We start from the raw sequence: 18,982 nt of genomic DNA, 5'->3' as shown, positions 1-18,982 counted from the left end.
TCGCTGCCGGAGCCCGCTATAATCGCCGGCTTACCGCGCCACTCTGGCGACTGGGCAACTTAGGAAAACGACACCATGGTCAAGATTCGACTGACCCGCGGCGGCGCCAAGAAGCGTCCGTTCTACCACATCATCGTGACCGACGTGCGCAGCGCGCGCGACGGCCGCAACATCGAGCGTCTGGGTTACTACAACCCGGTTGCACAGGGCGCAGAACCGCGCATCGTGCTGGACGTCGCACGCGTCGACCATTGGGTCGGCCAGGGCGCGCAGCTGACCGACAAGGTGCGTAACCTGTATCGCGAAGCATCCAAGTCCCAGGCCGCTGCGGCCTGATCTTGAGGGCCGGGCGTCGCCGCCTGGCCCAGAGTCGACGTAGATGAAGCCGACCGAGCGCCGCATCCTGTTAGGCAGGGTTGTCGGCGCTTTTGGTGTCAAGGGCGAGCTCAAGCTCGAATCCTGGACCGAGCCGCGCAGTGCGATCTTTCGGTATCAGCCGTGGATCGTGCGTTCGCCATCGGGGCAGGAAACGGTCGTGAGCGGGGTGCGTGGGCGCGACCAGGGCAAGAACCTGATCGCGGTGTTCCCGGACGTGACCGACCGCGATACGGTCGAGGCCATGCACGGGACCGAAATCTACGTCGCCCGCAGCGTCTTGCCGCCACCAAAGCCCGACGAGTATTACTGGGTGGATCTGGAAGAATTGCAGGTGGAAACCGTCGAGGGCATCAAGCTCGGGACGGTGTCGCATCTGTTTTCCACAGGGTCCAACGATGTGGTCGTGGTGCGCGGCGATCGCGAGCGGCTGATCCCGTTCGTGCTGCCGGAGTTCGTCAAATCGGTGGACTTCGAGGCCAATCTGATCGTGGTCGACTGGGATCCGGATTTCTGATCGAAGCGGTGTCTCGGCTTCGCTCTTGCTCTACCCATTCCCCACTCCCGATTCCCGATTCTTAAGTGCGCATCGACGTCATCAGCCTGTTCCCCGAGTTCATCGCGCAATGCGCGGCGTTCGGTGTGGTCGGGCGGGCGCAGGAGCGTGGCTTGCTGGAGCTGCACGGCTGGAATCCGCGCGACCATGCGCAGGGCAATTACCGCCGGGTGGACGACCGCCCGTTCGGTGGTGGGCCCGGCATGGTGATGTTGATCGAGCCATTGCGGGCTTGTCTGGACGCGGTGCAAGCCGCCGATCCGCAGCCGGCGCCGGTGATCTACCTCAGCCCGCAGGGGCGGCCGCTCACCCAGCCGCGCGCGCGCGAGCTGGCGCAGTTGCCGCGCATGATCTTGTTGTGCGGGCGCTATGAAGGCGTGGACGAGCGCTTCCTGGCGCAAGCGGTGGATATGGAAATCTCCATCGGCGACTACGTGTTGTCCGGTGGTGAGTTGGGCGCTGCAGTCCTTGTGGATGTGGTGACGCGGTTGCAGGACGGTGTGTTGAACGACGCCGAATCTGCCGCGCAGGACAGTTTCGAGGGCCCGCAAGGCCTACTGGATTGCCCGCACTACAGCCATCCGTCGACCCATGCCTGGGGCGATGTACCGGACGTGTTGCGTTCGGGTAACCACGCCGCCATCGCGCGCTGGCGCCGGCAGCAGTCGCTGGGCCGGACCTGGTTGCGTCGCCCGGACCTGGTGGATGAGGCCGGGTTGGACAAGAACGATCGCCGTCTGTTGGACGAGTTTCGCCGCGAACTCGCCCCAAGCGACGATAAACCCGGTAACGAGAAATAAGGGCTCACCCCTAGCTCTTGCAAGATTGATTGGGGTACAATATGCGGCTTGCTGGCCAGCCTTGCGTCTGGCCCTCTTTACGAACCTCGAGCAATCGCCGTGCGGCGACTGCCGGTCCAATATCACCAGACACGCGGTGCCCATCATGAGCAAACTCAACAAGACCATCCTGGCTGACTTCGAAGCCGCCCAGATTCAGCGCAAGCTGCCGGAATTCAACCAGGGCGACACCGTTGTGGTGAACGTCAAGGTGAAGGAAGGCAACCGCGAGCGCGTCCAGGCCTATGAGGGCGTCGTGATCGGTACCAAGAATGCCGGCCTGAACTCCGCTTTCACCGTGCGCAAGATCTCGCACGGCTTCGGCGTCGAGCGCGTGTTCCAGACCCACAGCGCCATCATCGACTCGGTCGAAGTGAAGCGCCGCGGTAAGGTCCGCGCCGGCAAGCTGTACTACCTGCGTGGTCTGGAAGGCAAGGCTGCCCGCATCAAGGAAGATCTGGCCGCTGCTGCACAGGCCAAGGCTGCTCGCCAGGCTGCTGCCAAGGCCGAGTAAGCCACACTGGCAGGTCGTTGATCTGCCACTGCCAGACGGCCGCCTTCGGGCGGCCGTTTGCGTTTGTGGAATGGGAAATGTCGACCGCGCTCAGGGTAGGCGTTTTCTATGGTGCGCTCAGTGGGCGATGCGCTGATGTTGATGCCATCGCAGTAGCGGATTGCGCGCTGTGCAGATCGCCAGCCGTCATCGACGTAGATGGATCGACGCAGATGCAAGGCATCTCGCCGCATCCGGTCCCTGGAGTGGATGCATGTCGGCAAACACTCGCATGTCGATCCACTCTATGCGTCTGGGACATAGGGTCCGCGCGACGGATGCAGCAACTCACGGATCTGCTCACGCACGGCGCTGTAAACCGCTGCACTGTTTCAGGCAAGGCCAAGTGCAGGGCAGATGCTGCTTGATCGTCAGGATGTCAGGCGTTGCTGGATGCCGACCAATAACGACATCGGGCGAACAGAATGAAGCTGCTTGGATTTATCACGTGTCAGTGGTTGGGTCTGCGCGACACCTTGAAGCCAATCAACACCTTTGCGCATCTGCATTGATCACACGGCTTGGCTGCGCTTGACGTGCGCGTTCAGGGCGATCGTGTCTGCGTCCGCTCGGCGGTGGGGGCGGTGTCGGCGACCGGCGAAGCGGGATGTGCGGGTACTTCAGCCGGGGCGGCCAGTGCCGACGGATGCGTCGGTGTGGCCAGCATGCGCGCTTTGCGCCAGCCGCCCCAGCGGTAATACGCCAGCGATAACAGCATCGAGCAGGTGGAGCTGATCGGAAAGCTCCACCACACCGCATCAGCCCCAAGATGCGGCACTAAGAAGTTGGCCAACGGCACGCGTACGCCCCATAGCGAAAACGCCAGGATCAACAGCGGCGGGATCACCGCGCCGGTGGAGCGCACCACGCCCGACACCACAAAGCTGACCCCGAACAACAGGAACGACCAGATCGCGATGTGGTTGAGGTGCCGTGCGATGTCCAACGTGGCGCTGCCTTCGGGCAGAAACAGGGCAAGGGTCCAGCGGTCGAACCCGATCAACAGCGCAATCAGCAGGCCGGTCATCAGGAAGTTGGCGGCGATGCCGGTGCGTGCCACGGCATCCACGCGCGACCACAGGCCGGCCCCCACGTTCTGGGCGGCCATCGACGAACAGGCGGCGCCGACGGCCATTGCCGGCATCTGCACGTAATTCCATAGCTGCAGCCCGGCACCGAACGCGGCCGCGGTGTCGGTGCCGAAGCCGTTGACCAGCGACAGCATTGCGATCATCGCCAGCGAGATCATCACCATCTGCAGGCCCATCGGCACGCCCTTGACGATGAGGGCGCGCAGGATGGCAGGGTCGATGCGGAACAGATACAGATCGCGCCGTCCGAGCCATAGCACGTGGCGTTTCTTGCGCAGATAGATCAGCAGGCCGGCCAGTGCGACCACCTGCGCGATCAGCGTGGCCCAGGCCGCACCGGCAATGCCCAGCGCAGGGAACGGGCCGATGCCAAATAGCAGCAACGGGTTGAATGCGATATCCAGCAGCACCGACAACAATAGAAAGCGAAACGGCGTGCGCGCATCGCCGGTGCCGCGCAATGCCGCCGACAGAAAGGCGAACAGATACAGCGTTGGCATCGCCAGGAAGATTACCCGCAGATACTCTTCGGCCAACGTCTGCGAGGCGGCGGGCGTGCCCATGGCGGTGAGCAGGTGCGGCGCCAGATACCAGCCGAACACGGCAATCACCGCCGACAGCCCGCCGAAGAAACTCGCGCTGGTGCCCATCACCTTGCGTGCCTGCGCGATGTCGCGCGCACCCATGGCCTGGCCGATCAGGATGGTGGAGGCCATGCCGATGCCGAACACCGAACCGATCAGGAAGAACATGATGCTGTTGGCGTTGGCCGCGGCAGTCAGCGCTTCTTCGCCAAGATAGCGGCCGATCCAGATCGCGTTGACCGAGCCGTTGAGCGACTGGGCGATATTGCCGGCCATGATCGGCAGGGCGAACAACAGCAGGTTCTTGCCGATCGGGCCTTCGGTCAGGACAGCGGATTTGGGCATAGCAGGTAGATCGTCGCGCAGAAGCTGCGCACACTAGCATTGCTGGGTGAGATCCGATGCAGTGCCATTTGGTTTGCGCTGCAGATTTCGGGTTGGGACACGCTCCACGTTCGATACCAGCGGTGACCGCCTTTGCAAGATGCTGCGCTCGCTGTTCGGGATACGCTGCAGAGCAGGGGCGTGTCCCTCATCCGGCGCTGCGCGCCACCTTCTCCCGCAGGCGGGAGAAGGGCCGGGGTTTGCGAGCGTTTGATGGATCGGCGTTGCACACGGACAACAGGTCCCTTCCCCCGCCTGCGGGGGGAGGTGCCCGCAGGGCGGATGGGGGGCGCGCCGACCATCGACCTGGCAATCGATCACCATCGCAGGGTTGATGGTCCAGCTTGAGTTCCCGAATGGCTGCCCAAACATTGCTTACCTGAGAGAACGAGACAGCAAGACGCATGAATCTGGAGCTGGAACAGGGCAAGACGGTCCGGCTGGATGTGTGGCTGTGGGCCGCGCGCTTTTTCAAGACGCGCAGCCTGGCCAAGACGGCGGTGGAGACCGGCAAGGTAGATGTGGCCGGTCAGCGGCCCAAGCCGTCGCGCACGCTGCGCAGCGGCGAGCAATTGCGCATCGACCGCGGGGGCGAAATCTTTGAGGTCACGGTGGCCGCACTCAGCGACGTGCGCGGCCCCGCGCCGGTTGCACAGGCGCTGTATGTGGAAGGCGACGCCTCACGCGAGGCGCGTGCGCAATGGCGGCTGCAGCGCGCTGCCGAGCGCACCGGTTACCGCGCACCGGAAGGAAAACCGGACAAGCGTGCCCGCCGGTTGATCAACGCGTTGGGCGATATCGATGCGTTGTAAAAAATCAGTGGGTGCGGAACGCATGGCGCTGCGTCTGCACTGCCGCAAAAAAACGCCCCGGATATCCGGGGCGTTTGCGTTACTGCTGCGGCTTGGAGCGGCTGACAACCGTAGCGAGCACTCGTCAGGTGGCTGTGGACAGCGCACTCGGAACCAGTATGGATTCGTCCGCGCCGGTTCCGAGCACCGACTGGGCTTGCCTCGCGGCGAGCACAGTCGGTGTGTTAGCTGCGCTCAGGCCAGATCGAACCGATCCAGCTGCATCACCTTGGTCCAGGCAGCGACGAAGTCGTGCACGAACTTCTCCTGTGCATCGGCGCTGGCGTAGACCTCGGCCACCGCACGCAGGATGGAGTTGGAGCCGAATACCAGATCCACGCGTGTGCCGGTCCATTTGTGTTCGCCGCTGCTGCGGTCGCGGCCTTCGTACAGCTCCTTCGCGTCCGAGGTCGCTTTCCATTCGGTACGCATGTCGAGCAGGTTGGCGAAGAAGTCGTTGCTCAGTACGCCGGGGCGGGCGGTGAACACACCATGCTTCGAGTCGCCTGCGTTGGCACCGAGCACGCGCAGGCCGCCGACCAGCACGGTCAACTCCGGTGCGGTCAGGGTCAACAACTGTGCCTTGTCGATCAGCATCGCTTCGGCAGGCACTGCGTAGCGGCGCTTGGCGAAGTTGCGGAAGCCATCGGCCACCGGCTCGAGGACGGCGAACGATTCGACATCGGTCTGTTCCTGCGATGCATCGGTGCGACCCGGCGCGAACGGCACGGTGACGCTATGGCCCGCGGCATGCGCTGCATGTTCCACCGCGGCGTTACCGGCAAGCACGATCAGGTCGGCCAGCGAAATCTTCTTGCCACCCGATTGCGCGGCATTGAAGTCGGCCTGGATGCGCTCCAGCGTGCCGAGCACCTTGGCCAGCTGTTCGGGTTGATTGGCCTGCCAGTCCTTTTGCGGTGCCAGGCGGATGCGTGCGCCGTTGGCGCCGCCGCGCTTGTCCGAGCCGCGGAAGGTGGATGCCGAGGCCCAGGCGGTGGTGACCAGCTGCGCCACGCTCAGGCCGGAAGCGAGGATGGTCTGCTTCAGCGCAGCAGCGTCCTGTGCATCGACCAGGGCGTGGTCGACCGCCGGCACCGGGTCCTGCCAGATCAGTTCTTCGGCCGGCACGTCCGGACCCAGGTAGCGGGCACGCGGACCCATGTCGCGGTGGGTGAGCTTGAACCAGGCGCGTGCAAACGCATCGGCGAACTGGTCCGGGTGTGCGTGGAAGCGGCGCGAGATGGCTTCGTACGCCGGATCGAAGCGCAGCGCCAGATCGGTGGTCAGCATGGTCGGGCGATGCTTCTTCGCCGCGTCGTGCGCATCGGGAATGATGGCGTCGGCGTTCTTGGCCACCCACTGGTGCGCGCCGGCCGGGCTCTTGCTCAGTTCCCACTCGAACTTGAACAGATGGTCGAAGTAGTCGTTGCTCCACTGCGCGGGCGTGGTGGTCCAGGTGACTTCCAGGCCGCTGGTGATGGTGTCGGCGCCCTTGCCGCTGCCGTAGCGGTTGTGCCAGCCCAGGCCCTGGCTTTCCAGCTCGCCGGCTTCGGGCTCTGCGCCCACGTTATCGGCCGGGCCGGCGCCATGGGTCTTGCCGAAGGTGTGCCCGCCGGCGATCAGCGCCACGGTCTCTTCGTCGTTCATCGCCATGCGCGCGAAGGTGTCGCGGATGTCCTTGGCGGCCAGCAACGGATCGGGATTGCCGTCCGGGCCTTCCGGGTTGACGTAGATCAGGCCCATCTGCACGGCGGCCAGCGGGTTTTCCAGATCGCGGGTGTGCTTGACCTGGCTGTCGTCGTCCTTGACCAGCACGCCGTGCGCTTCGTCTACGCCCGGCGAGCCGTGCGCATAGCGTTCGTCGCCCCCCAGCCACTTGGTTTCGCGGCCCCAGTACAGGTCCTGATCCGGCTCCCAGGTGTCTTCGCGGCCAGCGGCAAAGCCGAAGGTCTTGAAGCCCATCGATTCGAGCGCGACGTTGCCGGTGAGAATCATCAGGTCGGCCCAGGAGATGGCCTGGCCGTACTTCTGCTTGATCGGCCACAGCAGGCGGCGCGCCTTGTCCAGGCTGACGTTGTCCGGCCAGCTGTTGAGCGGTGCGAAGCGCTGTTGGCCGCGACCGCCGCCGCCCCGGCCGTCGCCGATGCGGTAGGTGCCGGCGCTATGCCAGGCCATGCGAATGAACAGCGGGCCGTAATGACCGAAGTCGGCCGGCCACCAGTCCTGCGAGTCGGTCATCAGCGCACGCAGCTCCTGCTTGAGCGCGGACAGGTCGATGCGCTTGAACGCTTCTGCGTAATTGAACGTCTCGCCCAACGGGTTGGACTTGCTCGAATGCTGGCTGAGCAGGTCAACGCGCAATTGCTGCGGCCACCAATCGCGATTGGTGGTTCCGGCGCCGACGACGGCGTGGTTGATCGGGCACTTTGCTTCGGTGGTCATGGCGTTTACCTATGTGCGTGAGCACTTGGGGAGCTGCATGCCGGTGCGCGGCACGTGCTGGTGGATTCGAAGTGGAGCAGTGCTTGGAGTGTGATCATCGATGACGAATCAGGACGGCTGCTGCTCCACGCATGCTGCCGGGTCTGCCGATGCTAGCGTCTGCCGGGCGTTGCAAATGCGCGCGAGCTGACGATAGACACACGAGACAGGAAGGTGTTTCAGGCGGACTCATCATGGCGGCGTTGGCACACGATAAAGAGCATCGATCATTTGGTGAATTCGAATTATTCAACCATATCGATAGCGTCACACTATGGATAGCACGGTGGTGCCCCATCAGCGCATCGCCTCGTGGTCAGCGTTTGCCGAACAGGCTGCCGCCCAACGTCATGACATCGCCCAGGCCCAACTGGCCATCGCCGTCCTGATCCAGCACGCTGGTCAGCAGGCCGCCAGCGCCGCTGTTGCTGCGGACCTGTTGATGTTCCTGCGCCAGGGCGGGGCCGAGCTGGGTGCTGGTGGCAGCATCGCCACCAAGAAACCGTTTGGCCAAGTAGGCCATCACGATGGGCGCGAGCAGCTGCAGCAGTTGGCCGGCCTTGCTGGGTTCGAGCCCGGTGGCCTGGCCCAGGCCGGCCGCCGCCTGCGGTGCCTTGTCGCCGAACAGATGGCTCACGATGCCGGCGCCGTTGGCTTGCGCTCCGCTGGCCGAGCCGCCCAGCAGCGCGCCGAACAGGCTGCCGATGTCCGGACTGGCGGCATGATCGCGCTGCAGGGCGCCCAGCAAGGCATCGGTGCCACCGGCTTGCTGGCTGTTGCGTCCCAGCGCGCCCATCAACAGCGGCAGCGCGGTCTGCACCGCCGATTGCGCCTGCTCTGGCGCGATGCCCAGGCGGCTGGCGAGTTGTTGCAACTGCGGGCCTTGCAACTGCGCGGCCAGCTGATCGGTCAACGAGGCAGAGGTGGTCATGCGACGGGTTCCCCGGTGGTCAAAGCGTTGCGGCAGGGTGCGCCTGTCGCGGCGTCAGGGCAATCCACCAGCGGACCGGCGCGCGCGAAGCGTGATGCAAGGCAGCTGCGTAGCGCTCACGCCACAGGCGGCGAGGCGAACGCATCCGATCATGCGGCGGAATTGTGGTGTTTGCATACCGTGGGTCGAAAGATAAAACCACCCAACTGCGCTCTAACCAATCCCAAATCCCAACTCCCCAATCCACGCCCTCACAGCAACGCTTTCAACCGATACAGCGCTTCCAGCGCCTGTTTGGGCGTGAGTTCGTCCGGGTCCAGCGCCTGCAGCGCTTCCTGCGCGGCGGAAGAGGGCGCGGTGAACAGCCCGAACTGTTGCGGGGCGTCCAGCGCGGCGGGCGCCATGTGTGCGCTGTGACTTTCGCCGCCGCGTTGTTCCAGCTCGGCCAGGCGACGCCGCGCCTGCGTCACCGCCGCCTTGGGCAAACCGGCCAGTGCGGCCACCTGCAGGCCGAAGCTGCGATTGGCCGGGCCGTCCTTGACGGCATGCATGAACACCAGACGCTCGCCGTGTTCCACCGCATCCAGATGCACATTCGCAATGCCGCTGGCGCCGCCGGCATGCGATTCGTCGGCCAGCGCGGTGAGCTCGAAGTAATGCGTGGCAAACAGGGTGTAGCAGCGATTGGTGTGCGCCAGATGGCGCGCCACCGCGTCGGCCAAGGCAAGGCCGTCGTAGGTGGACGTGCCCCGGCCGATCTCGTCCATCAACACCAGCGAGTGCGGCGTGGCGTGATGCAGGATGTAGCTGGTTTCGGCCATTTCCACCATGAAGGTGGATTGCCCGCGCGCCAGGTCGTCGCCAGCGCCGATACGGGTGAGGATGCGATCGATCGGCCCGATCACCGCGCGGCTGGCCGGCACGAAGCTGCCGATATGCGCCAGCAACACGATCAACGCGTTCTGTCGCATATAGGTCGATTTACCGCCCATGTTCGGGCCGGTGATGACCAGCATGCGGCGGTCGGTGTGCAGGTCCAGATCGTTGGGTTCGAACGGCTGGTCGCGCACCGCTTCCACTACCGGGTGGCGGCCGCGTTCGATGCGCAGGCACGGCGCGCTGTCCAGTTCGGGCTGCGCCCAGTCCAGCGCCTGCGCGCGCTCGGCGAAGGCGGCCAGCACATCCAGCTCGCTCAGTGCGTTGGCACAGCGCTTGAGGCCTTCCAGCTCACTGCCCAGTGCATCGAGCAGGCCTTCGTACAGCAGCTTTTCGCGCGACAGCGAGCGCTCGCGTGCCGACAGCACCTTGTCTTCGAAGTTCTTGAGTTCTTCGGTGATGTAGCGCTCGGCATTGGTCAGGGTCTGACGGCGGCTGTAGTGCAGCGGCGCCTTGTCGGCCTGTCCCTTACTGATCTCGATGTAATAGCCATGCACGCGGTTGTAGCCGACCTTGAGCGTGGCGATGCCGCTGCTGGCGCGTTCGCGTTGTTCCAGGTCGATCAAAAATTGATCGGCATTGGTAGATAGCCGTCGCAGCTCATCCAGATCGGCGTCGTAGCCGGTTGCGATGACGCCGCCATCGCTGAGCTTGAGCGGCGGTTGTTCGGCTACCGCGCCGATCAGCAGATGCGCGGTGGCGTCGTGCTCGCCCAGTTCGGCGAATAAGGTCTGCAGGCGCGGCGAATCCAGCGGCGCCAGGATGGTGCGTACCTTCGGCAGCAGGGCCAAGCCATCGCGCAGGGTGGAAAAATCGCGCGGGCGTGCCGAGCGCAATGCCACGCGCGTGAGGATGCGTTCCAGATCGCCAAGCGCGCGGAAGGCCTCGCGCACGTCGGCATCGGCGCCGGAATCGATCAGGCTGCCGACCGCGTGGTGACGTTGCATCAGCACATCGCGCAAGCGCAATGGGCGATGCAGCCAACGCCGCAGCAACCGCCCGCCCATCGGCGTGACCGTGCTATCGAGTACACCGAGCAAGGTATTGCGGGTATCGCCATCGACGCGCGTGTCCAGCTCCAGATGCCGGCGCGTGGCGGCGTTCATCGAGATCGCTTCGCTGGCCACTTCCATGGCGATAGAGGTCAGATGCGGCAGGCGCTGCTTCTGGGTTTCTTCCACATAGCCGAGCAGCGCGCCGGCGGCAGCGGTGGCGCACGGCTTGTCGTCGATGCCGAAGCCGGACAGGTCGTGCAGCTTGAAGAACGCCAGCAATTGACGACGCCCGCTGTCTGCATCGAACAACCACGGCGGCCGGCGACGTACGCCGATGCGCCCGCGCAAAAATTCCGGCCAGTTGTCTTCGTCGGGCACCAGCAGTTCGGCCGGCTCCAGCCGCGCGATCTCCGCTTCCAGCGCGTCGACGCTGTCTACTTCATTGACCAAAAAACGTCCGCCGGCCAGATCGGCCCAGGCCAGGCCATAGCCTTGCTTGCTGCGAGAGATCGCCATCAACAAGGTGTCGCGTCGCTCATCCAGCAGCGCCTCGTCGGTGACCGTGCCCGGCGTGACGATGCGCACCACCTTGCGCTCGACCAGACCCTTGGCCAGCGCGGGGTCGCCGATCTGCTCGCAGATCGCCACCGACTCGCCCAAGGCCACCAGCCGCGCCAGATAGCCTTCGTAGGCATGCACCGGCACGCCGGCCATCGGAATTGGCGCACCACCGGAGCTGCCGCGTTGGGTCAGGGTGATATCGAGCAGCCGCGCCGCCTTGCGCGCATCGTCGTAGAACAGTTCGTAGAAGTCGCCCATGCGGAAGAACAGCAGCAGGTCGGGGTAGTCCGACTTGGCGGCGAAGAATTGCTTCATCAGCGGGGTGTGCTCGGGAGCCCCGCTGCTGGGCTTGGATTTGTCTTTGGTGTCAGTGCTTTGCAAGAAACGTCTTCCGAAATCTGGGCCCGGTGGGGCAAGCGGTGGCGTGCAGGGCGTGCGGCGTGGGCCTGCCGGGTACTGCGTAAGGCCGCTGCGGTGGTCGGGGCGACCGGTGGAAGCCAAGTTTAAGCCGAGCGGGCTGGAACCGCGATCCAGGGTGCAGCGCTGGACGCTTGGGCAGACGTACAAGGGGAGCGCTGCCGATGGGGTCAGAACGGCTGGTTCGGTGCCCGGGTTCGGTGTGAGACATCTGCTGCCAATCGGGCCAGTGCAGCTTGCGATGATCGTGCAGAGTGTCGCGCCCGAGCGTAGCCGATTTTTTGTGCGGAGGTTGTCGTGTGAGCTGGCCATGTATCCGCGTCCAGGGTGTCGTCTCGGTGACAGCCCACGACTCTTTATCCCTAAGGCGGAAGCTGGGATGGATAATGGTTCCGCTTAAGTAACCATGTGTTGATTATGCTGGAATGAGATCTGCCTCGAGAAATTGATGTAAATCTCGAAGTTTCTGCAGGTGACCTCCGATGGTCTTTGGAAGATCTGCAGAGCATCACTTTGTGATTCATGTCTCGACGGATCGGCGTGCTCACCTGCAACTCTCGTGAAGAGTTGAGTTTTTCCATCGGTAGCGATCTACGGCGCCAGCGGAAAAACTCGCGATCGATTGCAAATGTCTTTGAAAAATCGTCGAGGTATTAATAAAAATCTCCTGCTATAAGTGCTAAGTTCCATCTCGTTGTGGATGAGAACGCTCGAGGTCCGTCGGCTCTTTGCCAGCATCGCTGGTTTAGGATGCCGCAAGGGTTAGCTGCGTCCGATAGCTGCAGTCGCTAAATAAGCTGTGCGCAAGCATGGTGCGCGTTGTCGCTGGCTAGAAAATATGCGTTGAAGACCTTTCATTTAATTGAAGGTTGAATTTCTATGGGCGGAATATGGGGGTGCGGTATGTTGAGTAAACTTCATCATGTAGGTTATCGCTGCCGGGATGCGGCAGAGACAGTGGGTTTCTATGTCGATACCCTGGGTTTGAAGTTTGCGGCGGCACTGATCGATCACGTTCCTTCCAGTGGTCTGAAGGCAACGAACAATAATGTCTTCTTTGAAATGGAAGACGGCAGCTATATCTGTTTCTTCGAGGTGCTTGGCAGTACGCTGCCGCTGGTGCCGGTCGAGGAAGACTGGGCGCAGCATCTGGCCCTTGAAGTACGCGACAGCGAGCGGGCCGACGTACTCTGCGCTCGCTTGCGTGCCAGCGGGGTCGAGGTGGAAGGGCCGGTGATCCATGACGTGGCCGGGGATGGACGGCATGCCGAACTGGCCAGGTCGTGGTATTTCCGCGACCCGAATGGGCATCGCCTGGAGCTGATCGTCAAGCCGGAGGTGGCGCAAACCGCCATCTGGGACGATCTGGAGAAGATGGCCTACGCCAATCTCGCCGCGTGGACGCAACTGAAAAGGGAGCATCTGCTTGGATGATGCTGGCCGGTTGAATGCAGAGCCCGCCCTGGCTTCGCAGCGCCGGAAAGGCACGCGGACGGTACCGGCGAACTACTGGGACTACATCAAGGTCGAGCAGCTGCTGGCCTTGCAGGGAGGACTTGACGATGACGAGGCAGCGGTCAGCAACGACGAGGCCTTGTTCATCAGCGTGCACCAGGTCCACGAGCTGTGGTTCAAGCTGGTGCTGCGCGAGTTGACCTTTACGCGTGACCTGCTCAATGCACCGGAAGTGGCGGGGCATCAGGTCGTTGCCGGGGTGCGTTCGCTCCGTCGTGCAATTACGGTATTCGAGCAGGCGAATCAGCATTTTCGATTAATGGAAACGATGACCGCGCGCGACTTTCTGGAGTTTCGCGAGCGGTTGACGCCCGCCAGCGGGTTTCAATCGGCGCAACTGCGCGAGATCGAGATCCTGCTAGGCCTTGAAGATGCACAACGCATTTCCATCGGCGCGGGTTCCTATCGCGATGCGCTCAAATTGCCGGATGGCAGTCCTTCGACTGCCGCGCAGCGCGTCGACGCGCGCGCCAAGGCCGGCCCGTCCCTCAAGCAGTGTCTGTATGCATGGTTGGCTCGGCTACCGATCGATGGCGGCACCAGGCCGGCAGCGAAGGAGCGCTTCGCGCGTCGCTACATCCAGGCGATGCGCGCCGACAGCGAGCGTCGCTGGCGTCTGGCCGCCGAGCGTGGCGGCAGTACAGAAGAGCTGCAACGGCTGCGTGCGCGGCACGCGGCGGAAGACGATAGCGCCCAGGCGTTCCTGCTGGCCGACGAGCATGCGCTGCTGGACGCGCCCGCCCACGACGCACACCGTGCGGTACGTGCGGCCTTGGTGTTTGTCGAAAGTCATCGTGAGTTGCCGCAGCTTGCGTGGCCGCGCGAACTGCTGGAAAGCGTGGTCGAGCTGGAACAGGCGATGTTGATCTGGCGGCAGCGGCATGCGCGCATGGTGGAGCGCTTCATTGGCCGTCGCGTTGGCACAGGCGGTTCCGCGGGTGTGGACTACCTGGATCAGACCGCGCTGCGCTACCGAATTTTTGCCGAACTGTGGACGGCGCGCTCGTTGTTGCTGCGCACCTCTAGCGTGCCTGTGCTCGACAACCCGGACGGGTATGGATTCGCGATGGAGGGCGGCCGATGAGGCCGGGGTTTGTCGTCGCCACCCGTTTGCCGTTTGCGTACGACCTGTCGCCCTGCCTGATCGATGCGGACGCAGGATGTGCGCCATGACCGATGCGTCGCAGGTGCTTGTGGTCGGCGGCAGCATCGCTGGCTTGATGAGCGCACTGGCGTTTGCCAGGCACGGCTACCAGGTGACCGTGCTTGAACGCGACGGGGTCGTCGGCGGGTCATCGCTCGCGCGCGATGCGCATTTGCCCACGCAGCGGTGGTGGCGCAAAGGCGTGCCGCACGCGCGTCACACGCATGCGCTGGCCGCGCTGGGGCGGCAGGTGTTGCGCGAACGCGCGCCGGATATCTGGCAGGCGTTGCTAGATGCCGGTGCGATCGAGATGCCGTTCGGCGCAACGCTTGCGCCAGGTGTCGCTGTGCCTCGCAACGACGATCCGGAGTTGTTCGGTCTGTCGACGCGCCGCTCGTTGATCGAGGACGTCGTTCGTGCGGTGGTGCTGGCAGAGCCGAACATCACGGTTCACGACGCAACCAGCGTTCACGGCCTGCTGGTTCGCACCGACGACAGTCCACTGGTGGAAGGGGTGTGCAGCTCGCGCGGTGAGCTGCGCGCGGCGCTGACCATCGATGCGCTGGGGCGCGGCTCGGCGTTCGGCAAATGGTTGCGACAGGCCGGTGTGCAGACGCCCGATACCTTGGTGGACAACTGCGGGCTCGCATATTTCACGCGGTGGTATCGCTGCCGGCAGCGGCCGAACGTGCAACTCACTGCGGGTTTTTCGGTGGGTGGCTATGCTGCGTCCAGTGGCTGCATCGTGTGTCCCGCCGATAACGGCTATGTCTCCATCACGCTGATGGCACCGCATGGCGATAGCGCATGGCATGCCATGGTTGAGCCAGCGGTGTTCACTGCAGCCGCATGCGCACACGCCGGCATCGCGCCCTGGCTCGACGCTGGCGTCTGCGAGCCGGTGTCGGATGTGCTGCGCTGGCCAGTGTGCGAAAACCGCTATCGGTCTGCGGTGGCGAGCGGCATGCCGACCGTTGCTGGGACCATCGCGGTCGGCGATGCGTTGTGCACCACCAATCCAACCTATACGCGCGGTATGTCCTTGGCGATGCGCTACGCATATGCCGTCGCTGATCTTGCCTATCGCGAAGGGCTGAATGACCCGCTGCAGTTTGCCATCGATGCCGACGCGCTCGCACAGTGCCTTGTGCGGCCCTGGCACGCCGATAGCGTGGCGCAAGACCGCACACGTAGCGCGCTGTGGGCCGGTGAACCGCCTGCATTGCAGCACCCGGATACGATCGGCTTGCAGCATATCGCTGCGGCCGCGCGCCATGATGCAGTGGTCTGGCACGCATTGGCGCGGCGCACGGGAATGCTTGAAGACCCATCTGCAATTTTCAATCGGCACGACGTCGTCACGCGGGTGCGCAGTCTTGCCGCGACACCTGCCGTGCCATCGTCGGCCGCACCTTCGCGAGAGACGCTGCTGCAGCTGATCGCTCAGCACCGCGTCACGGCCGAACCCACCCTTGTTTCCTGATCTGCCGTTGCCGAGAGGACGTGTCTGATGCAATCACCGTGGGAATCCGACGCACCGGCTGTGCGGATGAAGCAGCGTTTTGCGCTCGATCCAGGCGTCGCCTGTCTCAATCACGGCATGCTGGGGGCATGCCCCAACGCTGTACTGGAACGCCAGGCGGCGTTTCGTGCGCAGATCGAGCGGCTGCCGTCTGTGTTCATCCTGCGCGATTTACCGCGCTTACTGGATGCCTCGCGCGAGGCGCTGGCTGGGGTCATCGGCGCCGATCCAGTCGACCTGGTGTTGCTGCCCAACGTGACCACCGCATTGAGCGCGGTGCTGCGCTCGCGTTCTTTTGGGCCCGACGACGAGATTCTGACTACCAACCATGCGTATTTGTCTGCACGCAATCTGCTCGACTTTGTCTCCGGCAACACCGGGGCCACCGTCGTGGTTGCGCAGGTCGGCGTGCCGGTGTCGGACCCGCAGCATGTCGTGCAGGCCGTGCTGGAACGGGTCACGCCGCGCACGCGGCTTGCCGTGTTGGATCACGTCACCAGCCCGACCGGGATCGTATTTCCGATCGAAGCCTTGGTCGCTGCGCTGGCCGAACGTGGCATCGATACAGTGGTCGATGGTGCGCATGCACCAGGCATGTTGCCGTTGGACGTGCAGGCGATGGGAGCGGCGTATTACGCGGGCGATTGCCATAAATGGCTGTGCAGCCCGCGTGGTGCGGGATTTTTGCATGTGCGTCGCGATCGTCAGGCGGGCGTGCATCCGCCGGTGATCAGTCGCGGCTACGGCGACAGCAGCAGCGCTCGCCCGCGCCTGCATCTGGAATTCGATTGGCTGGGTACCTCCGACCCGACGCCGCTGCTGTGCATTCCCGAAGCGATCGTTTTCCTGCAGAACGTGCTGCCTGGCGGCCTGCCTGCAGTGTTCGCACATCACCATGCATCGGCGCTGCGTTGTGCGCAGTACCTGACGGCGCGATTGCCGCTGAAACGTCTGGCCACCGACGACCACCTGGGGAGCATGGTGGCGGTCGCGCTGCCGCCTCGCCTCTGTGCGGCATATCCCGATGCGGCTGCGCTGCAGGACTGGCTGTACGACACCCATGCCATCGATGTAGCAGTGAGTGCATGGCCAGACAGCGCGAGTTACGTGCTGCGCGTTTCCATGCAGGTCTATGCTGCGATGGAGGATGTGGTTCGACTGGGCGATGCGTTGCAAGGCGCCTTTGCTGCACTGGACGAACGAGATGCGTTGATGCAGGCCGTCACTGCGGGAGTTGCGCGATGAATGCACTCGGGATCGATCGTCAACATGTGCTGATTACCGGCGGTGCAGGAGGCATCGGCGTCGAACTGGTGCACGTTTTTGCGCAGGCCGGTTACAGGGTGAGCTTTACCTACCGCCCGGGGGAGGAGAGCCGGCAACGGGCGCAGGCGCTGCTCGATGAGGTAGGCGAGAACTACGTGCACGCATTAGCGCTGGATGTAGGCGACCGACAAAGCCACGCGCAGCTGATGGAAACGCTGTCTCTGCCGCTGGACATCGTGATCCACAACGCTGGCGTCGGCACCAAGACCGTCGAACGTGCGGCGGCCAGCTACAAGGAACAGGACGAGGTATTTTTCCGGGTCAATACGCTGGGGCCGCTGTGGCTCAGCGAGGACGTGATCCCGAGCATGCTGGCGCGCGGACACGGCAAGATCCTGTTCATGAGCTCGGTGGATGGCGGGATCACGCACTTTCCGCGCTTTCGCGCCGCCGATGGCATGAGCAAGGCGGCAGTGGCGTTTCTGGGGCGGCAACTTGCGGCCACCTACGCCTGCACAGGCATCGATGTCTTCACTGTCTGTCCTGGCGCCACCGACACGCCGATGTTTCAGGCCAGTACCTTGAATGCATTGTCGGACGAACAACGCCAGGCGCTTGAAGCATCGCTGCCCGGAGGGCGCTTGATCGCGCCGCGGGAGATTGCCGACCTGTGCTTTTACCTGTGCCGCGATGAGGCCCGCATTCTACGCGGCGCGGTGATCGATGCTTCGCTTGGGCTGGGCGTGTGCCCGGCCGTCATGGGATAAGGGAGCCTGACACATGCCTGTGCCGTCGAACAGTTTTTGGGAGCAATGGCTCACCGCGCATCGTGCCAAGCCCGATGCCTGCGTCACCTATTCGTTGTCGCCTTCGCCGCCATTGCAGCGCTATCTGGCGCACCTGGATCCTGCGCAGTCGCTGGACTGGACCGGCGAGGACTATCAAGGCTTGCCACTGCTGCGCGAACGGGTGCTGGCGCAGTATGGGTATGCCAGCACATGCGGGTTGCAGGATGTGCTGATCACCGCCGGCGCGCAGGAGGCGAACTACTTGGTGCTGACGCAATTGCTCGCTGCCGGCGATGAGTTCGTCATCGATGCACCGGGGTGGCAGCAACCGCTGGTGCTGGCACAGCAAATCGGTGCGGTGCCCAAGTTGGTGACGCGTTCGGAGGCCTCCGGCTGGGCACTGGATATCGACCAGCTCGAAGCGCTGGTCACGCCCAAGACCAAGCTCATCTTCCTGTGCAATCCCAACAATCCGACCGGACGCGTGGAGAACCTGGCTACGTTGCAGCGCATTGTGGCTGCGGCAGAGCGCGTGGGTGCCTACATCCTTTCCGACGAGGTCTATCGCGGCCTGGAGTGGGACAGGCAGGAGACGCCACGCATCGCGACCCTTTACGACCGCGGAGTGAGCACCGGCAGCGTGTCGAAGCTACTCGGCCTGCAGGGGCTGCGTACCGGCTGGCTGGTGACGCGCGACCAAGCCTTGCTCAATGCGGCGATGGTCCTGCGCGAAAACACCAGCGAGATCATGAACGTACTGGGGGAGCGCATTGCCGAGGTTGCGCTACGTCCGGAGCATTTCGACGCTGCGGTCGCGCATTCGCGTGCGATGGGGCGTATGCGGATCGATCTGCTGGACCGCTTTGTGGCCGAGCAGCCGGCACTGACATGGCAGCGGCCGCAGGCGGGGCTGCTTGGTCTGGCGCATCTCAACCTGCCGATCGATGCCGATACGTTCAGCAGCCGCCTGCTGGCGCCGCCGTACAAGACGTTTGTGATGTCCGGCGGTGCGTACGCCTGCCCGCAGCACCTGCGGTTGGGCGCCGGCGGTGTGTCGCCTGAGGAGCTGGAGCTGGGTCTTGCGCGGATGGCGCAGTTGCTGGCCGAGTGGAGCTGATCGCTGTCTCGTCGTCATTGATTGGAGGGCAATCGGGTGCAATGCAGAAGGCCGGTTGCTCACGCAGCCGGCCTTC

General features: G+C 63.9%; 15 protein-coding genes. 11 read left to right on the top strand and 4 right to left on the bottom strand.

Going from position 1 to position 18,982, the window contains the following annotated elements; translation table 11 throughout:
* Positions 1-75 precede the first annotated feature (75 nt).
* The 4 genes from rpsP (at position 76) to rplS (ending at position 2,284) form a co-directional block, all read left to right on the top strand.
* The gene (gene rpsP / locus XdyCFBP7245_RS01780) at positions 76-336 is read left to right on the top strand and encodes a 30S ribosomal protein S16 (protein ID WP_005989876.1); all 261 of its coding nucleotides are present in this window, start codon (positions 76-78) and stop codon (positions 334-336) included.
* 43 nt (positions 337-379) lie between these two features.
* The gene (gene rimM, locus XdyCFBP7245_RS01775) at positions 380-892 is read left to right on the top strand and encodes a ribosome maturation factor RimM (protein WP_104614106.1); all 513 of its coding nucleotides are present in this window, start codon (positions 380-382) and stop codon (positions 890-892) included.
* Positions 893-957: 65 nt separating this feature from the next.
* Positions 958-1,731 (top strand): tRNA (guanosine(37)-N1)-methyltransferase TrmD, encoded by a 774-nt coding sequence (trmD, locus tag XdyCFBP7245_RS01770; protein WP_104614105.1) that lies wholly within the window; start codon positions 958-960, stop codon positions 1,729-1,731.
* Between the two features lie 145 nt (positions 1,732-1,876).
* Entirely contained in the window at positions 1,877-2,284 is a 408-nt protein-coding gene (gene rplS / locus XdyCFBP7245_RS01765) for a 50S ribosomal protein L19 (RefSeq protein WP_005989873.1), read from the top strand.
* A gap of 583 nt (positions 2,285-2,867) precedes the next feature.
* Here the strand turns inward: rplS and XdyCFBP7245_RS01760 are convergent.
* Positions 2,868-4,343: an MATE family efflux transporter gene (locus tag XdyCFBP7245_RS01760; protein ID WP_104614104.1), complete on the bottom strand. Its 1,476-nt coding sequence runs from the start codon at positions 4,341-4,343 to the stop codon at positions 2,868-2,870.
* A gap of 443 nt (positions 4,344-4,786) precedes the next feature.
* Between XdyCFBP7245_RS01760 and XdyCFBP7245_RS01755 the strand changes: the two genes are divergently transcribed.
* Positions 4,787-5,194 (top strand): RNA-binding S4 domain-containing protein, encoded by a 408-nt coding sequence (locus tag XdyCFBP7245_RS01755; protein ID WP_104614103.1) that lies wholly within the window; start codon positions 4,787-4,789, stop codon positions 5,192-5,194.
* Between the two features lie 234 nt (positions 5,195-5,428).
* Here XdyCFBP7245_RS01755 and katG read toward each other — a convergent pair whose 3' ends face one another.
* From katG to mutS, 3 genes are all read right to left on the bottom strand, one after another.
* The gene (gene katG / locus XdyCFBP7245_RS01750; RefSeq protein ID WP_104614102.1) at positions 5,429-7,675 is read right to left on the bottom strand and encodes a catalase/peroxidase HPI; all 2,247 of its coding nucleotides are present in this window, start codon (positions 7,673-7,675) and stop codon (positions 5,429-5,431) included.
* A gap of 355 nt (positions 7,676-8,030) precedes the next feature.
* Positions 8,031-8,645: a DUF937 domain-containing protein gene (locus tag XdyCFBP7245_RS01745; RefSeq protein ID WP_104614101.1), complete on the bottom strand. Its 615-nt coding sequence runs from the start codon at positions 8,643-8,645 to the stop codon at positions 8,031-8,033.
* Positions 8,646-8,896: 251 nt separating this feature from the next.
* Positions 8,897-11,518 carry a DNA mismatch repair protein MutS gene (gene mutS, locus XdyCFBP7245_RS01740; RefSeq protein ID WP_104614100.1) on the bottom strand — a complete coding sequence of 874 codons (2,622 nt, stop codon included), beginning with the start codon at positions 11,516-11,518 and terminating at the stop codon, positions 8,897-8,899.
* A 939-nt stretch (positions 11,519-12,457) separates the two neighbouring features.
* Here mutS and XdyCFBP7245_RS01735 point away from each other — a divergent pair.
* From XdyCFBP7245_RS01735 to XdyCFBP7245_RS01710, 6 genes are read left to right on the top strand one after another with little or no spacing between them, the layout of a single operon-like run.
* A complete protein-coding gene (locus tag XdyCFBP7245_RS01735; protein WP_104614241.1) occupies positions 12,458-12,988 on the top strand; it encodes a VOC family protein in 531 nt (176 codons plus the stop codon).
* Positions 12,981-14,153: a tryptophan 2,3-dioxygenase family protein gene (locus tag XdyCFBP7245_RS01730; protein ID WP_244907742.1), complete on the top strand. Its 1,173-nt coding sequence runs from the start codon at positions 12,981-12,983 to the stop codon at positions 14,151-14,153. The genes XdyCFBP7245_RS01735 and XdyCFBP7245_RS01730 overlap by 8 nt, the downstream gene beginning before the upstream one ends.
* Positions 14,125-15,696 carry an FAD-dependent oxidoreductase gene (locus tag XdyCFBP7245_RS01725; protein ID WP_244907750.1) on the top strand — a complete coding sequence of 524 codons (1,572 nt, stop codon included), beginning with the start codon at positions 14,125-14,127 and terminating at the stop codon, positions 15,694-15,696. Before XdyCFBP7245_RS01730 ends, XdyCFBP7245_RS01725 begins: the two co-directional genes overlap by 29 nt.
* A gap of 27 nt (positions 15,697-15,723) precedes the next feature.
* Positions 15,724-16,980: an aminotransferase class V-fold PLP-dependent enzyme gene (locus tag XdyCFBP7245_RS01720; protein ID WP_104614098.1), complete on the top strand. Its 1,257-nt coding sequence runs from the start codon at positions 15,724-15,726 to the stop codon at positions 16,978-16,980.
* Entirely contained in the window at positions 16,977-17,768 is a 792-nt protein-coding gene (locus XdyCFBP7245_RS01715; RefSeq protein ID WP_104614097.1) for an SDR family oxidoreductase, read from the top strand. The genes XdyCFBP7245_RS01720 and XdyCFBP7245_RS01715 overlap by 4 nt, the downstream gene beginning before the upstream one ends.
* 13 nt (positions 17,769-17,781) lie before the next feature.
* A complete protein-coding gene (locus tag XdyCFBP7245_RS01710) occupies positions 17,782-18,906 on the top strand; it encodes an aminotransferase class I/II-fold pyridoxal phosphate-dependent enzyme (RefSeq protein WP_104614096.1) in 1,125 nt (374 codons plus the stop codon).
* The last annotated feature ends 76 nt before the right edge of the window (positions 18,907-18,982 follow it).

Origin of the sequence: Xanthomonas dyei, from assembly GCF_002939865.1 — a bacterium.
GTDB lineage: Bacteria > Pseudomonadota > Gammaproteobacteria > Xanthomonadales > Xanthomonadaceae > Xanthomonas > Xanthomonas dyei.
This window is presented reverse-complemented; position numbering and strand designations above follow the sequence as displayed.

Excerpts from the sequence above, each read along its gene's own strand:
- XdyCFBP7245_RS01735 (WP_104614241.1), top strand. The coding sequence starts at position 12,458 with ATGTTGAGTAAACTTCATCATGTAGGTTATCGCTGCCGGGATGCGGCA.
- XdyCFBP7245_RS01745 (WP_104614101.1), bottom strand. The coding sequence starts at position 8,645 with ATGACCACCTCTGCCTCGTTGACCGATCAGCTGGCCGCGCAGTTGCAA.
- XdyCFBP7245_RS01755 (WP_104614103.1), top strand. The coding sequence starts at position 4,787 with ATGAATCTGGAGCTGGAACAGGGCAAGACGGTCCGGCTGGATGTGTGG.
- katG (WP_104614102.1), bottom strand. The coding sequence starts at position 7,675 with ATGACCACCGAAGCAAAGTGCCCGATCAACCACGCCGTCGTCGGCGCC.
- XdyCFBP7245_RS01760 (WP_104614104.1), bottom strand. The coding sequence starts at position 4,343 with ATGCCCAAATCCGCTGTCCTGACCGAAGGCCCGATCGGCAAGAACCTG.
- rimM (WP_104614106.1), top strand. The coding sequence starts at position 380 with ATGAAGCCGACCGAGCGCCGCATCCTGTTAGGCAGGGTTGTCGGCGCT.
- rplS (WP_005989873.1), top strand. The coding sequence starts at position 1,877 with ATGAGCAAACTCAACAAGACCATCCTGGCTGACTTCGAAGCCGCCCAG.
- XdyCFBP7245_RS01720 (WP_104614098.1), top strand. The coding sequence starts at position 15,724 with ATGCAATCACCGTGGGAATCCGACGCACCGGCTGTGCGGATGAAGCAG.
- XdyCFBP7245_RS01710 (WP_104614096.1), top strand. The coding sequence starts at position 17,782 with ATGCCTGTGCCGTCGAACAGTTTTTGGGAGCAATGGCTCACCGCGCAT.
- XdyCFBP7245_RS01715 (WP_104614097.1), top strand. The coding sequence starts at position 16,977 with ATGAATGCACTCGGGATCGATCGTCAACATGTGCTGATTACCGGCGGT.
- XdyCFBP7245_RS01725 (WP_244907750.1), top strand. The coding sequence starts at position 14,125 with ATGGATTCGCGATGGAGGGCGGCCGATGAGGCCGGGGTTTGTCGTCGC.
- rpsP (WP_005989876.1), top strand. The coding sequence starts at position 76 with ATGGTCAAGATTCGACTGACCCGCGGCGGCGCCAAGAAGCGTCCGTTC.